Source organism: Pseudomonas sp. V88_4, assembly GCF_029967985.1.
Lineage (GTDB): Bacteria > Pseudomonadota > Gammaproteobacteria > Pseudomonadales > Pseudomonadaceae > Aquipseudomonas > Aquipseudomonas glycinae.
Window position 1 is genome coordinate 97652 of record NZ_JASCAF010000032.1, and the last position, 13463, is coordinate 111114.

Consider the following 13463-nt stretch of genomic DNA (forward strand, 5'->3'; position numbering starts at 1 on the left):
CACAGTTTTTTGTGTTGGGAAGAAAATTGCATTAACAACACCGACCACTGTGGGAGCGGGCTTGCCCGCGAAGAGGCCGGAACAGGCAACCTCCAGACATCAGGCACAGCACTACTGCACCAACTGATTGATCTCGATGATCGGCAACAGCACCGCCATCACAATCACCAGCACCACCCCGCCCATCACCACAATCATCAGCGGCTCAAGCAGTGCCGTCATACCCATCGCCCGGCGCTCAATATCGCGGGACAGGGTTTGCGCCGCACGTTCCAGCATCGGCGGCAGAGCGCCGGTTTTCTCGCCGCTGGCGATCAGGTGAATCAGCACCGGTGGGAACACGTTCTCCACTTTCAGCGCGGCCGCCAGGTTGACGCCCTCTCGCACCTTGGCGGTAGCCTCATTGACGCTCAGGCTCAAGCGATCATTGGACAAGGTCTGCCGCGCCGCCTCCAGCGCGCGCAACAACGGCACCCCGGCGCCGCCGAGAATCGCCAGGGTCGAGGCGAACCGTGCGGTATTCAGCCCCAGCACAAACCGCCCGATCAGCGGCAACTTCAGCACCCGATGATGCCAGTTCAAGCGCGCCGCCGGATTGCGCAGATACAGGCGCCAGCTCCAGAACGCACCGGCCATGACGCCCGCGCACAACCAGCCCCAGGCCCGGATGAAATCACTGGCATTGAGCATCGCCAGCGTCAGCCCCGGCAGATCCTGCCGCGCCTGGGAAAACGCGCTGACTACCTGCGGCACCACGTAGCTGAGCAGGAAAATCACGATGCCGATCGACACCAGCCCGACCACGCCCGGATAGATGAACGCGGTGAGAATCTTGCCGCGCAGGTTGTTGCGTTCCTCGATGTAATCCGCCAGCCGCTCCATCACTTGCGCCAGATCGCCGGACTCCTCGCCCGCCGCAATCAGCGCCCGGTAAATCTCCGGAAAATCCCGTGGCCGCGCCGCCAGCGCTTCCGCCAGGCGCATGCCGCTGCGCACATCCGCGCGCACGGCGCTGAGGGTGTGGGCGATGTGTTTTTTCTCGGCCTGTTCGACGGTGGCGCTCAGTGCAGCTTCCAGCGGCAGACTGGCGCCGAGCAGGCTCGACAGTTGCCGTGTGGCCCAGGCCAGATCGTTATCCGACATCCTGGCGCTGAACATTCCACCGCCGCCGTGCTGGGAGACGTTGCTTTCCTTCTCCACCGACAGCGCCGTCAAACCGCGACCGCGCAGCACGCCAAACGCAGCGCCCTGACTGTCCGCCTCCAGATGCCCGGATTCGATCTTGCCGCTGGCATCGGCGGCTTCAAAACGATAGCGATTCATCAAGCGTCCCGTGTCACACGAAGGATTTCTTCCGGCGCCGTGGCACCGCTGCGGATCCAGCGTTCACCGTCCTCGCGCAGACTGAACATTCCGGCCTTGCTCGCCGCCGCGCGCAACGCCTGCTCCCCTGCCCCTTGGTGAATCAGGGTGCGAATGTCGTCGTCGATGCAGAACAACTCGTGAATGCCGGTCCGGCCGCTGTAACCGGTGTGATTGCACGCCGCACAACCGACCGGGCGCCAGGTGCCGGGCGTAGCCGGGTCTTCCTGTTTGCACTGATTGCACAAGCGCCGCACCAGCCGCTGCGCTAGAACTCCGAGCATCGACGAGGCCAGCAGAAACGGCTCGACGCCCATGTCGACCAAGCGGTTGACCGCCGACACCGCGTCGTTGGTGTGCAGGGTCGCGAGCACCAGGTGACCGGTCAACGAAGCCTGCACCGCGATCTGCGCGGTTTCGAGGTCGCGGATCTCGCCGATCATGATGATGTCGGGGTCTTGCCGCAGAATCGCGCGCAAGGCCAGGGCGAAGGTCATGTCGATCTTGGCGTTGACCTGAATCTGGCTGATGCCCGGCAGGTCGTATTCCACCGGATCTTCCACGGTGAGGATGTTGCTGGTGCTCGCATCCAGCCGCGCCAGTGCCGCATACAGGCTGGTGGTTTTGCCGCTACCGGTCGGGCCGGTGACCAGCACGATGCCGTGGGGCTGGCGGATCAGGTGATCGAGTTTGGCCAGCACCTGCGCGTCCATGCCCAACGTTTCGAGATGCAGACGCCCGGCCTGCTTGTCGAGCAAACGCATCACCACCCGCTCGCCATGGCCGGTGGGCACGGTGGAGACGCGAATATCGATCGGCCGCCCGGCCACACGCAACGCAATGCGGCCATCCTGCGGCAGGCGTTTTTCGGCGATATCGAGCTGCGCCATGATCTTGATCCGCGACACCAGCGCACCGTGCAACGCCTTGCGCGGCGAGACCACATCACGCAGGGTGCCATCGACCCGGTAGCGCACCACCGAATGGGTTTCGAACGGTTCGATGTGAATGTCGCTGGCTTCGTCCCGCGCCGCTTGGGTGAGCAAGGCGTTGATCATGCGGATCACCGGTGCGCCGTCCTGGGTGTCGAGCAGGTCGGTGATTTCCGGCATGTCCTGCATCAGGCGGTCAAGGTCGACTTCGTTTTCCGCCGCGCCGACCACCGCCGCCGCGCTGCCGGTATCGGCATAGGCAGTGGCCAGCAAGCCGTCGAGTTCGTCGTCGCGTACCCGCTCAAGCCTGGTCGCGCCGAACTGCCGGCGCACCTCGCTGATCGACCAGCCCGGCGTCGACGGGCATACCGTCAGCACGCCGTCGCGCAGCAGAATCCGCTGCGCCTTGGCCCAGGCGTAAGGCAATGCGCTCATTGCAGCGGCACCGCTTTGATCGTCGCGCGGGGGCCGGACACCGGTGCCGGCACGCCTTGGGCAGTGGCCGGTAACTGCGGCGCCTGCATGTCCGGCATTGCCCAACTGCGCTCAGGTTGCAGACCGCCCTGAGCACGGCGCATGAAATCGTAGCGGTTCAGCGTGATGCTGCGCCCCGCCGCGCTGTCGCGGATGATGTACGGGCGCAGGAACACCATCAGATTGGTCTTGGTGATCGAGCGGCGTTCGTTGCGAAACAGTGCGCCAATCCCCGGAATGCTCGACAACCACGGCACCGCGTCATTGCTCTGGCTGTAGCCATCCTGCAGCAGACCGCCTAGCACCATGATCTGGCCGTCGTCGAGCAGGATGCTGGTGTCGAGCGCACGTTTGCTGGTGACGATCCCCGCCGAATTGGCTGCTGCCGAGGCGCGCTCATCGATGCTGCTGACTTCCTGATAGATGTCGAGCTTCACCGTACCGCCCTCGGAAATCTGCGGCCGCACGTTAAGCTTCAAACCGACCTCTTCACGGGTCACGGTCTGGAACGGGTTGTTGCTGGTGCCCCCGCCGCCGGTGACGTAGCTGCCGCTGACAAACGGGATGGTCTGGCCGACGAAAATGCTCGCCGCTTCGTTGTCCAGGGTCAGCAGGTTCGGCGTCGACAGCACGTTGGTGCCGCCCTTGCTCTTCAGCGCCCGGGCCAGCACTTTCAGGTCGAGGATCTTGCCGATGCCGGGGATATCGACGGTGCCGTTGACGTAGCCGAGGTTCAGGCCTTGCGGTAGCACATCGAGGCTGGTCTTGCCGTTGACGTTGATCCCCGAACCGCCAAGGTTGGCGCCGCCGATCACGCCTTTGCCGCCGAGATTGCCGGTCTGCCATTGCACGCCGAATTCGCTGGCGTCGTCCTCGCCGACTTCGACGATCAAGCTTTCGATCACCACTTGTGCGCGGCGCTGGTCGAGCAGATCAATGACTTCGCGCAGGTTGCGATACAGCGGCTCCGGCGCGGAAATCAGCAAGGTGTTGGTGGTCGCGTCGGCCTGAATAGTCACGCCGCCGGCGCTGAAGGCCACGTTCTGTTCACTGCTTTGCGCGTTGCTGCTGCCGCTGGTGGCGCTGCTGCCCTGGGCGTAGCCGCCGCCGGTGCTGCCGCTGTTGGTGGTCGACGTGCTGCCGTTGGTTTGCGTACCGCTCTGGCCGTTCTGCCCACCGCCCGAGTTGGTGGAGCTGCCCATGTTGCTGAGCACCGAACGCGCATTGTCGCTGGTGCCGCTGTCGCTCTCGCCGGTCAACAATCCGCGCAGTGCCTGGGCCAGTTTGCCGGCCTGAGCGTTACGCAGATAAACCACGTGCAGATTGCTCGGATTGCTCTGGGCGTTGTCGAGTTTGTAGATCAGGTTGCGCGCCAGCTCCGTGCGCTCGGGGCTGCCGGCGCGGATGATGATGGTGTTGGAGCGCGGGTCGCCGATCACTGCGATTTTCTGCGTCGGGTCATTGCCCGGTGCGTCGAGCAGGTCGGCGACCATTGGCGCGATGTCGGCGGCGATGCCGTTCTGGATCTGCACCACGTCAGTGTCGATGGCGCTCGGGGTGTCGATGCCCTGAATCAGTTGCGCGACCCGCGTCAGGTTCTCCGCGTAGTCGGTGACGACGATGGTGTTGTTGCCGGGATAAGCGTTGATCGGGTTGTTCGGCGACACGATCGGGCGCAGCACCGGGATCAGGTTCACCGCGTTCTCGTATTGCAGGCGGAACGTGCGGGTGAGCATGCCGTTGCCGGCCGGTTTGTCGGCACTGTAGATCGGCCCGCCGAGCAACTTGGCGTCGGCCTCCGGCACCACCTGCGCCACGCCGCCGACATCCACCACGCTGAAACCCTGCATGCGCAGCGCCGCCAGCAGCATGTCGTAAGCCTGATGCGCCGGCACCTGGCCTTCGGAGACCAGCGTCAAATTGCCCTTGACCCGAGGATCCACCAGAAACTGCTGACCGGTCGAGCGCGACAACGCCCGCACTACCGCTTGAATATCGGCATCGACGAAATTCAGCGTCACCGGTTGATCGCCCAACGGGTTGGCCGGCAATGTCGCGCCCCGCGCCGAGCCGCCACTGCGAGCGCGTTCGGTGATGTTGTGCAATTGCTTCGGCGCCGGTTTTACCTGAGCCTGCGCGCGCTCGCGGTCGAGCACCGCGTCGCCACTGCGCTGAGTGCTGGCCAGCGGCCGGCCGAGTTCGCTGTCCACCAGCAGCGGCGGTTGATTCGGTGGCGTGGTGTTGCTGCACGCGCTCAATGCCATCAACAGCATCGGCAACGCCATGCGTTTGGATCCTGACCCCTTCATGAAGCTTCCTTAGCGCCCAGCGCCTGATCCATGCGTACGGTGCCCGACAGAGTGCCGGCGGTGTCATCGGTCGCGGCGTCGTCTGCGCGTTGCAGACGGGCCTCGACCACTTGCAGTGAAAAATTCCGGGGTTGGCTCAGCAGCCAGTCGAGCACGGCGTCGGCCGGTGCCGCATCGAAGGTCAACTGCCAACCGGCGGACGCGGCCGCCAATTGGTAATGGCCGCCCAGTCCGCTGGCCTGCAAGGTTTGTTGCAGCGACTGCTCCAGGTTTTGCCCGTCGGGGCGCACGCTGACGTCGCGCAACAGCACTTCCAGCGCTTCGGCCTGGGCGCGCAGTTTTGGCGTTTCGACTTGCGATGCGGCGATCTTCTTCAGCGGCGGCTGAACCAACGCCACCCACACAAACAGCCCGAGCAACAGCGCTGCCATCCCGCCGACCATGCGTTTTTCCCGCAGCGCCAACGGCTGCCAACGGGCGTGCAACTGAGCATTGAAGCGCTGCCAACCGGCGCGGTATTTCGCAAGCGATGGGCTATTCATCTTCGGCTCCGCTGCTGTCGTCGTTATCGGTGGCGGCGGTCGCCTCGCCGGCCGGGCGCAGGACCCAGCCGTCGTCATTCGGGCTGATGCTGATGCCGGCCTGGACCAGCGTGCCTTGCCAGTCCTTGTCGTTGCCCGAACGCCGGGCCTCGGGCAGCAGGCTCAATTGCAACGCACCGTCGACAAACTCCAGCCGCTGCACCGTGCCCGCCATGGACGGCATGCCACTGCCGGCCTGCGACACCAGCCGCGTGAAATCCTGACCCGGTGCATCCACCGCGCCCTGCTGGCGCGCCGCGATTTGCTGACGCGCCTGTTGTAGCGGATTGAGGATCACCGGCAACTCGGGGAACGCCTGCTTCACCCTCTGCGCCATCTGCGCCTTGAGCTGCTGGCCCTGCCCGGCCTCGCGGGCGGCGTACAGGTTCAAACCGATCACCCACACCGCCAATGCCAGCGCACAGCAGCCGAGCGCCCTGCCCCAACCGCGATGTTCGGTGCCCGGTTGCTGGAGGCCGCCGTGCAGGCCCCAATTCGGCAACGGGCCGGAGCAGCGTTGCGTGTCGGCCAATGTCGATTGCACCGCTTCCGGCGCGCCGTCACCGATCCAGTGCGCCGGCAGACCGGTTTCCAGCAGCCACGCTTCGTCGATCATCGGCTGCACCTGCGCCGCATTCAGGCCGTGGCGCAGCAACAGATGATCGTCGTGCAAGCAGCCGACACCGCCGGCCATCACCGGCAAGCTGTAGGCCGCCGGGTACAGGCCTTTGAGGTTCAAACCGAATTGCCCGAGGTGCTGCAAATCCTTGCGGGCTACCCAGGCAATCTGCACCTGGCCGCTTTCATTGCGGGCACTGTGGGCGATGTGCATCTCGGCGCTGTCACCGAGCATCAAGGCCTGCGCCGCACATTGCACAGCTGCAGCGGTTTTGTTCGCAGGCAGCGGCGGCAGATCGATGCTCGCCAGCAGGCTGTCCGACGGGTGCAGAAAGCACACCAGCGGTTGCTTCGGCAGCGCGCCGAGCCGCACGCGCTCCTGGCGGGTGACCTGCCCCTGACGATCCAGCCACGCACAATCCACGTCACTGTCGAGACTCAGCTCCGCCAGCGGCGGCAAACTCACGCGCAACGGGCTCATACGCCCACCCGCGACCAGATCACTTGTGGCAACCGATCCTGACTGCGATGCAGCAACGCATCGAGGCTGACCCGCCGCTGATCGCGCCGCGCCTGCCCGCGCAGCCGGAACCAGTCGCTGGTGATGCCGACCTTGACGCTGGTGATCTCCAGTTGCGGCAGGCGCAGGCGATTGACGAAATCCCCACGATTGATAAACCAGCGCCCGGCGTCACGCTCATTGATCAACGCCTGCGCCCGCTCCAGCGACAACCCCGGCACATAAGCCGCCAGCACTGGCGCGGTGGCCGTGTTGCCGTTGAGCCAAGTGGTCGCCGGAATCACCGTCAGGTACGGCGCCAGTTTCGCCAACAGCGCATCGTTGACCCCGTCGACACTGCGCAGATCGTCAAGCGTGCGCAGCATCGGCAAGGTCGGCGATTGCGGTTTGCGCGACGCGGACGGCGACGTCGCGCGCCCGCTGTCGAAGGTGTTTTTCGCCACAGGCTTGTCCACCACTTGGGCATTCAACAGGTGCGGATAAGAGCCGATCACCCGCTGACTGATGCGCCGGCTCAAGCCGCTGCTGACACCAATCAACTCGCACAAGCGCTCGAACGCCTGCACCTGCGCATCATCGATCCGCTCGTTGGCCACCAGATTGCGCAGGTTGAACTTGCCCTGCTCGTCCTCCAGCCGCCCCTCGAAACCCTGAGTGTTCAAGCGCTGCGCCCACGGCTGATCGAGTCGGGTCAGCGGATCGCGCTGCCGGGCGTCCCACAACAATTGCCGGCTGATCTCCAACCCGCCGTGCAACACCCAACGGCCCTGCACGCGCAATTGTTCGGCTTCCAGCGCCCGGGTCGAAACGCTCTGGCGGGTCAGCATGCCGGCGGCGATCACCGCGACCACCGCCGCGATCAGCAGCGCACTGATGATCGCCATCCCCTGCTGGTTCGATTGGCTGTTCATGACCGGCCTTACAACTGCCAGGAACCGATGTCGGCATTCACGCCGTCGCCGTCAGGCTGGCCGTCGGCGCCGAGGGAAAAGATGTCGATCTCGCCGTTGGCACCGGGATTGAGGTACTGATAAGGACGACCCCACGGGTCATTCGGCAGGCGCTCCAGGTACGAGCGCCAGTTGGTGTTCTTTGCATCGGCCGGCCGCTCCACCAGCACCTTCAGGCCCTGGCTCTGGCTCGGGTAAGTGCCGTGATCGAGGCGATACAACTTCAGCGCCTGCATCAACCCACCAATGTCCTGCTTCGCCGCCGTGGCCCGCGCCTGATCCGGCCGGTCGAGCACTTTGGGCACCACCATCGCCGCCAGAATCCCGAGAATCACCACGACCACCATGATCTCGATCAGCGTGAAACCCTGCTGCCCACGGGGCATCCGGCTCGGTCGATTGGGCTGTTTGAACTGCGCGATATCCATCTCGTCATTCCCTGGCTTGATTCGATTCGACGCGCAGTGTTGCAAGAAGATATGTCAGGGATGTTGAAAATCCTCGGGTGTTTTCGTCGTCAAGCCGTCAAGCACGGGCGTTAGCGTCAAGGGCTGCCCGACTGCCCGAGCCCCCGATGCGCACCTCCTCCCCGCAAGCCGGATTCACCCTGATTGAAGTACTCGTCGCGCTGGCGATCATCGCCGTGGCCATGTCCGCCGCTGTGCGCGTGGCGGGGTTGATGACGCAGAGCAGCGGGGTTTTGCGGGATCGCTCGATTGCGATGATTGCGGCGCAGAGTCGGATGGCTGAACTTCGGTTGGAAGGGAGATTACCGATGGGGGTCAAGGCGATGGAGTGTGATCAGGGGAGGTTGTTGTTGCGGTGTGAGCAGGTGATTGGGGGTGCTGAGAATGGGCGGTTGTTGAAGGTGGGGGTGCAGGTTTTTGATCGCAGCAAGGAAGCGCCGGCGTTGGCTCGGTTGGAGACGTTGTTGAACCGGCCGCAGGACTGAATGGCCGAGGTCGCCAGATCTAGCTGACAACCTCGGCCCAATGGATCAAGCCGAGTAGGGTTTTGAAAGCACCCCGCCGCCTGCACCGAGAATGACCAGAAGCACGTCGTCTGCTGGGTGAGGATTTTCGACATACGGAACACCCGTACTTCTATAGCCGGAAATCCTGACAAAGTTGCCGCCCTTGCTGCCTTTGAAGTTGATCGCGCCGTTCACACATCCACCGTCAGTGAGATCGACCATGTTACCTGCGCCATTCATCAGAATACCCCGGTAATTAGGGTTCACCGCCGCTGCTGTCGCGCCAAGCACACCGCTGATCTTGTTCGCCGTTCCATAGTTTTCAATACAGTAGGTGCCACGGGTCGCGTAGTAGTCACAGTCGCTGAATGAGTTCTGATTGCTGCGAATCTTGAGTGGGCAGTGACCTCCCTCAAAGTGTGAATTGACGGCCGTACAACCTGGTGCAGTGTCCTCGATATAAACCGACGCCGCTGGAACATTGCTGGTGGAAGACCGGTTCCAGGGATGCAGGTTATCCGCTCTGAAGTTCCTGCTCGCGTACAACCCAAAAAAGGAGTTATCCGCGGAAACTCCACAGTCCAGCAACGTGACGTTAGTCATCGAGGAGTCGGTCGGACCGTTGTACAACCAGCCATGGCGACCCGTCGTGTCAATCAGAATGTCTTCATACGTGCTTTCAAAACCGAGCTTGCGCTCACCGTCAATGATGTCGAAATCAGTAACCAACCCATGGTAGGCAGACTGCGTTATCGTGACCTGTCGCAGGCTCTGCTTGGCGCCTTTGAGGGCAAAGGTGTTTCCGCTGGTGTTGTTGGCCCGGTTGCCGTCGAACTGCATACCGACAATCGAAACGTTGTTCGTGTTGACGTTGAAATTCGAAGAAATGAAATCCGTGTTCAAGCCACCATTGGCCTTGAGAATGGTAAAGAACTGCCCTTTGCCAACCCAAGACATGTTAGGAATGATCTGGATGAACTCACAGACGTAAGTGCCGTAACCCCACACGATTCTCGCGCCTGCGGCAGTGACTGCCGCAATCGCCCGGTTCAGCTTCTTTTGCTCATTCAGAACGCCATCTCGCCTGAATCCACACTGCTCAGCGGTGACATCACCGTCGTGCATCAACCTCCATTGGCCACCGTCGTACGCCTTGATGACCATGGGGATCGCCTCGTCGGTCGTCGTGCCTGTTGTGTCCAAAACGTACTCGGCATGCCCTCCATCTCCGCGGGCATAAAAACCAAGCGTTGAAACCTTCTTGTACGTGGCCGAACTAACGGCGCGTAGATCTTCGAGGATATCGACCGTCATGCAATCAATCTGGGCGACGCTGTTTGTGATGTTTTCTGTCATTGGGCATAAATCCTTTTGTGTGGGAAAAACTCCCGTGCCTGGCGGGACCTCGTTGGCAACCTGAGGTGTTGAGGACGAGTTGCGATGGGTTGGAGAGATTCGTTTTTTGACGGCTTGTGAAGCCGGCTGGAGGTAAAAATATGCATTAGCGCATACTTAGTCAATGCATTTATGCATATTTGTTTCGGTCACGCCACGACGCCGATGTCCTATGGGATGGGGCGTGATCCAACAACTAGAGAGCTTGCCTCTGAATCCATAGCAGCCTCGGACGTTCAGGTCGATGTATGGCGCCAGCCAACCCGGTCAGTCCCCTCTCCCTCCGGGCGGTCCGACGTATCGGGAGGGCCAGGGCGAGGGCCGCTTTTGACCCACCCGTTTAACTGACTGCCTGAACTCTGTTTAAAGACACCCACCGTTACCTCCTCAAGGCTACAACGCCTTGCGTCATTGCCTACGACTACGCCAGAATCCGCCGGCTTGTGCGTCTGGAGTGCGGGTCTTATCGTTTCCGGGTCACTGAAAAACAGTGATCGGGTTTGGTAGCCCGACCTCCCATATGACGCATAACGTCACCTAGCGCAGATGCCATTTCGGCATTTGTCTTATGGTGGCCATGCGCAGGGCGCCCTCGGGCGCGCCGGATTTTCCATATGGGCCGGTCTACCAACCTTCGTATGGCCACCACCACTCGTTTGGTAGCGAGAGTGATGGCTCCTTAAGTCCCATATGGAGCTACATCTATGTTCAAACCAACACCAAACCCACCAGAAACCGACCCAGTTTCCCCCTACAAATTCCCCGACTCCCGAACCCTGAACGAAGCCGCCGAACGCGCCCTCGACCACTACCTCACTCCCCAACAACGCATCATGGGCAGCCATCACAAACACGATCCCATGTACATGGCCAACCCGGCATACAACACTGAATCCCTCTTGGCTAACGCCAGCGAATCATTGGGATCGGCGAGCGAAATGCTCAATAACTTTGCGGCCACGCTGGAGCCTGCCCATCGCAAGACTGCGATCGGGATTGCGCAGTTGGTGATGTTGAGTGAGCTGGCGGTGAATCAGGCTTTGGATCATATTGAGGTGAAGGCGTAAGCGACTGATTGCTGTCGCTCAATAGCCGGAAAGAAAATGGCCGAGGTTGTCAGGTGTGACTGACAACCTCATTCAAAAAAGAACAACCATTAACCTTGGCTCAAGACCAGCTAATAGGTGCAAATCCTTTTTATCGTTTGATAAAGGGGGGGCAAGTAGCGAAATACATAATCGCTTCTCCATATATGCTCATCCTGAGAAATCGGTCCATTTCATCCTGCCTTCAGGGCCTCGAGCTATTGACACTCCGAAGACTATGTTTGCATACGGACCGTTTCTAACCAACGAAATAATCTCAACACCTTTGAAGGTCTTGGCCACCGCGGCTTTAATGGCGTTATCGGTCATCGACGGTGGAATATTCTCGATCACCACTTCTGTTTGAGTTCCCATAATTTTTCCTGGATCACATTGACTTAAGGAAAAGGAATAATTCCACTATTTTAAAAAAAACGAACCTGTCAGAAGTTACAGGTTTTTAGATCCATATGAAATAACGCACACGACCCTTATTAACGTCTAGCTATCAGGGATTAGTGATAAACGACCTTCTTTTTACATCCGCAGATACCCTTTCGGCATTTGTCTTATGGTGGCCATGCGAAGACCTACCCCCAAATGCGTTTTTCTCTGTACCAAAAGTTCAATCGATCCGAACGCGAGGGCGTTAGGGACTAGTCGTTTCAAGATCATTCACAGCCCGCCAACCGAATAATTGCAAGAAATGTTGAGCGCCACATTTGCCTCAGGCATCCTGTGCGACGCAAACATACATGGGTGGCAGAGTTCCACCAAAGCACTCTTTCCTGCTCTGTCAAACGTTTGATGACCGCACTATCTCAGTGGCCGGAATTTCTAATCCAATCAGGCCAAGGACAACTGAATCTTTGAAAAGGAATTTTCCATGAGTGGCAAACCTGCAGCCCGAGTGACAGATCCCACCAGTTGCCCGCTTTCGGGGCACGGCAAAAATCCTATTGTCAGCGGCTCTGTTAAATGAAACTAAAAACATTAGCCATCAGCCTTTTATGTTGCGTCAGTTTGTTTTCCAACGCAGCAGACCTTCCTATCGAAGAAGGAATGCCATTTTCGAAAGCCCGAAAAGCCTTGCTCAAAAATGGCTGGAAGCCGAATCCGACCTACTCAGGTGAGTTCGGAGTTGAAAGCGTCATCCAAAGAAAAGGCTTCAGTGAAATCGAGTCTTGCACGGAAGGCGTCCGTTACTGCAGCTTCAACTACATCAAGAACGGAGATTGTTTAGGTGTAGGAACTGTCGGAGAAGAAATCAAAGACATGAAGATTTATTCCTGGAACCTCAAATGTCCCGAAAAGGATTGAAGCCAGAAACCAAAGGGAACAGAAATCTGTTCCTTTTTTGTGGAACGATCAAATGAAGACCCCGATCCTCCTGCTCCTCGCAATGTATTGCACAGTTACAAGCTTTGCGTTTGCCAGCGGCTCGCAAGCGATAAACGTCAAGCACGGGCCAGTAGGCATCGCCGTCGATGAGCCCTTGGTGTCGGCCAGATCCAAGCTGATCAAACAAGGATGGAAGCCAACCCGGATGCACACCAGCGATGGCTACGAATACAGTGGTATCGAGCGCGAGCTGGCCGCTCACAATTTCCTGGAACTCGATACCTGCTCTTTTGATAGCTCGCGCTGCATCCTGTTCTATTCGAAGAAAGGTGCCTGCTTGCGCGTCGACATCATGGGTGAGCAGCTCAAAGACATGACGGTAACGCGATGGGCTGATGAATGTCCGGATGCGCCTTCAGCGCCAGATAGCGGCGACGCGGGTTAAGAAACAAAGGGGACTGAATGAAATAATTCAGTCCCGAATGGCACTTACTTAACATGTTTAGCATGCCCGTTTTTCCTGACCTCAGCCCTTGCTGACCGACGTGACTTGGTCAGCAAGGGGTAGGCCTGAGGTCTTCGTTTTATGGCTCGCGGTTCGATACGACCAGGTCGATTTCCAACGCGTCTTTGCGCTATCAGCATCAGTAAGTTCGCCAGACCATCCTCGTCTTCAGGACTCCCATATTGTCGTAGCGCCAGCCATAGCTGAAGGCTGTGTTTGAAGCTCAGTTCGCGAGGCAAGCAGTCCGCTAACAGAGCCGATTGGGTCATGAGCATTCGGATCAGATTGTGGGCCAACAGATAGACCCATAACTCCTTGACCGCCATGCCCGGGGTTTTGCAGCTCAACCTTCCAAGGCCCAGTGTGGCCTTGAGATTTCGCAAGTCCAACTCGACATGCCATCGCCCCTTGTACAGCG

General features: G+C 60.0%; 14 protein-coding genes and 1 pseudogene. 5 read left to right on the top strand and 10 right to left on the bottom strand.

Features of this window, described 5'->3' with window-relative positions; translation table 11 throughout:
- Window positions 1-111 precede the first annotated feature (111 nt).
- From gspF to gspG, 7 genes are read right to left on the bottom strand one after another with little or no spacing between them, the layout of a single operon-like run.
- Entirely contained in the window at window positions 112-1323 is a 1212-nt protein-coding gene (gspF, locus tag QLG12_RS10725; protein ID WP_282474465.1) for a type II secretion system inner membrane protein GspF, read from the bottom strand.
- Window positions 1323-2729 carry a type II secretion system ATPase GspE gene (gene gspE, locus QLG12_RS10730; RefSeq protein ID WP_102621805.1) on the bottom strand — a complete coding sequence of 469 codons (1407 nt, stop codon included), beginning with the start codon at window positions 2727-2729 and terminating at the stop codon, window positions 1323-1325. The genes gspF and gspE overlap by 1 nt, the downstream gene beginning before the upstream one ends.
- Window positions 2726-5077: a type II secretion system secretin GspD gene (gene gspD, locus QLG12_RS10735; RefSeq protein WP_282474466.1), complete on the bottom strand. Its 2352-nt coding sequence runs from the start codon at window positions 5075-5077 to the stop codon at window positions 2726-2728. The genes gspE and gspD overlap by 4 nt, the downstream gene beginning before the upstream one ends.
- The gene (gene gspM / locus QLG12_RS10740) at window positions 5074-5619 is read right to left on the bottom strand and encodes a type II secretion system protein GspM (RefSeq protein WP_282474467.1); all 546 of its coding nucleotides are present in this window, start codon (window positions 5617-5619) and stop codon (window positions 5074-5076) included. The genes gspD and gspM overlap by 4 nt, the downstream gene beginning before the upstream one ends.
- On the bottom strand, window positions 5612-6757 hold the full coding sequence (gene gspL, locus QLG12_RS10745) for a type II secretion system protein GspL (RefSeq protein ID WP_282474468.1): 1146 nt from the start codon (window positions 6755-6757) through the stop codon (window positions 5612-5614). The genes gspM and gspL overlap by 8 nt, the downstream gene beginning before the upstream one ends.
- The gene (gene gspK, locus QLG12_RS10750) at window positions 6754-7707 is read right to left on the bottom strand and encodes a type II secretion system minor pseudopilin GspK (protein WP_197868009.1); all 954 of its coding nucleotides are present in this window, start codon (window positions 7705-7707) and stop codon (window positions 6754-6756) included. The genes gspL and gspK overlap by 4 nt, the downstream gene beginning before the upstream one ends.
- Window positions 7708-7715: 8 nt before the next feature.
- Window positions 7716-8174, bottom strand: coding sequence for a type II secretion system major pseudopilin GspG (gene gspG, locus QLG12_RS10755; protein WP_007959380.1), 459 nt, complete (start codon window positions 8172-8174; stop codon window positions 7716-7718).
- A 146-nt stretch (window positions 8175-8320) separates the two neighbouring features.
- Here gspG and gspI point away from each other — a divergent pair, with 146 nt between their 5' ends.
- On the top strand, window positions 8321-8698 hold the full coding sequence (gspI, locus tag QLG12_RS10760; protein WP_282474469.1) for a type II secretion system minor pseudopilin GspI: 378 nt from the start codon (window positions 8321-8323) through the stop codon (window positions 8696-8698).
- 45 nt (window positions 8699-8743) lie between these two features.
- On the opposite strand, the gene QLG12_RS10765 is transcribed toward gspI, so the two are convergent.
- Window positions 8744-10075 carry a hypothetical protein gene (locus QLG12_RS10765; RefSeq protein WP_282474470.1) on the bottom strand — a complete coding sequence of 444 codons (1332 nt, stop codon included), beginning with the start codon at window positions 10073-10075 and terminating at the stop codon, window positions 8744-8746.
- Window positions 10076-10818: 743 nt separating this feature from the next.
- Here QLG12_RS10765 and QLG12_RS10770 point away from each other — a divergent pair.
- On the top strand, window positions 10819-11181 hold the full coding sequence (locus QLG12_RS10770; protein ID WP_282474471.1) for a hypothetical protein: 363 nt from the start codon (window positions 10819-10821) through the stop codon (window positions 11179-11181).
- A gap of 189 nt (window positions 11182-11370) precedes the next feature.
- Here QLG12_RS10770 and QLG12_RS10775 read toward each other — a convergent pair whose 3' ends face one another.
- Window positions 11371-11574, bottom strand: coding sequence for a hypothetical protein (locus QLG12_RS10775; RefSeq protein WP_197868012.1), 204 nt, complete (start codon window positions 11572-11574; stop codon window positions 11371-11373).
- Window positions 11575-12085: 511 nt separating this feature from the next.
- Between QLG12_RS10775 and QLG12_RS10780 the strand changes: the two are divergent.
- From QLG12_RS10780 to QLG12_RS10790, 3 genes and pseudogenes are all read left to right on the top strand, one after another.
- Window positions 12086-12172, top strand: a pseudogene (locus QLG12_RS10780) (Rhs element Vgr protein); the annotation flags it as partial.
- A 5-nt stretch (window positions 12173-12177) separates the two neighbouring features.
- On the top strand, window positions 12178-12519 hold the full coding sequence (locus tag QLG12_RS10785) for a hypothetical protein (RefSeq protein ID WP_197868013.1): 342 nt from the start codon (window positions 12178-12180) through the stop codon (window positions 12517-12519).
- A gap of 52 nt (window positions 12520-12571) precedes the next feature.
- The gene (locus tag QLG12_RS10790; protein ID WP_197868014.1) at window positions 12572-12985 is read left to right on the top strand and encodes a hypothetical protein; all 414 of its coding nucleotides are present in this window, start codon (window positions 12572-12574) and stop codon (window positions 12983-12985) included.
- Window positions 12986-13029: 44 nt separating this feature from the next.
- Here QLG12_RS10790 and QLG12_RS10795 read toward each other — a convergent pair.
- A partial coding sequence (locus QLG12_RS10795; protein ID WP_282474472.1) for a transposase occupies window positions 13030-13463 on the bottom strand: 434 nt, incomplete at its 5' end.

What these genes read in the sequence shown, in the direction of transcription:
- gspF (WP_282474465.1), bottom strand. Translation starts at nt 1,323, where the DNA reads ATGAATCGCTATCGTTTTGAAGCCGCCGATGCCAGCGGCAAGATCGAA.
- gspE (WP_102621805.1), bottom strand. Translation starts at nt 2,729, where the DNA reads ATGAGCGCATTGCCTTACGCCTGGGCCAAGGCGCAGCGGATTCTGCTG.
- gspD (WP_282474466.1), bottom strand. Translation starts at nt 5,077, where the DNA reads ATGAAGGGGTCAGGATCCAAACGCATGGCGTTGCCGATGCTGTTGATG.
- gspM (WP_282474467.1), bottom strand. Translation starts at nt 5,619, where the DNA reads ATGAATAGCCCATCGCTTGCGAAATACCGCGCCGGTTGGCAGCGCTTC.
- gspL (WP_282474468.1), bottom strand. Translation starts at nt 6,757, where the DNA reads ATGAGCCCGTTGCGCGTGAGTTTGCCGCCGCTGGCGGAGCTGAGTCTC.
- gspK (WP_197868009.1), bottom strand. Translation starts at nt 7,707, where the DNA reads ATGAACAGCCAATCGAACCAGCAGGGGATGGCGATCATCAGTGCGCTG.
- gspG (WP_007959380.1), bottom strand. Translation starts at nt 8,174, where the DNA reads ATGGATATCGCGCAGTTCAAACAGCCCAATCGACCGAGCCGGATGCCC.
- gspI (WP_282474469.1), top strand. Translation starts at nt 8,321, where the DNA reads ATGCGCACCTCCTCCCCGCAAGCCGGATTCACCCTGATTGAAGTACTC.
- QLG12_RS10765 (WP_282474470.1), bottom strand. Translation starts at nt 10,075, where the DNA reads ATGACAGAAAACATCACAAACAGCGTCGCCCAGATTGATTGCATGACG.
- QLG12_RS10770 (WP_282474471.1), top strand. Translation starts at nt 10,819, where the DNA reads ATGTTCAAACCAACACCAAACCCACCAGAAACCGACCCAGTTTCCCCC.
- QLG12_RS10775 (WP_197868012.1), bottom strand. Translation starts at nt 11,574, where the DNA reads ATGGGAACTCAAACAGAAGTGGTGATCGAGAATATTCCACCGTCGATG.
- QLG12_RS10785 (WP_197868013.1), top strand. Translation starts at nt 12,178, where the DNA reads ATGAAACTAAAAACATTAGCCATCAGCCTTTTATGTTGCGTCAGTTTG.
- QLG12_RS10790 (WP_197868014.1), top strand. Translation starts at nt 12,572, where the DNA reads ATGAAGACCCCGATCCTCCTGCTCCTCGCAATGTATTGCACAGTTACA.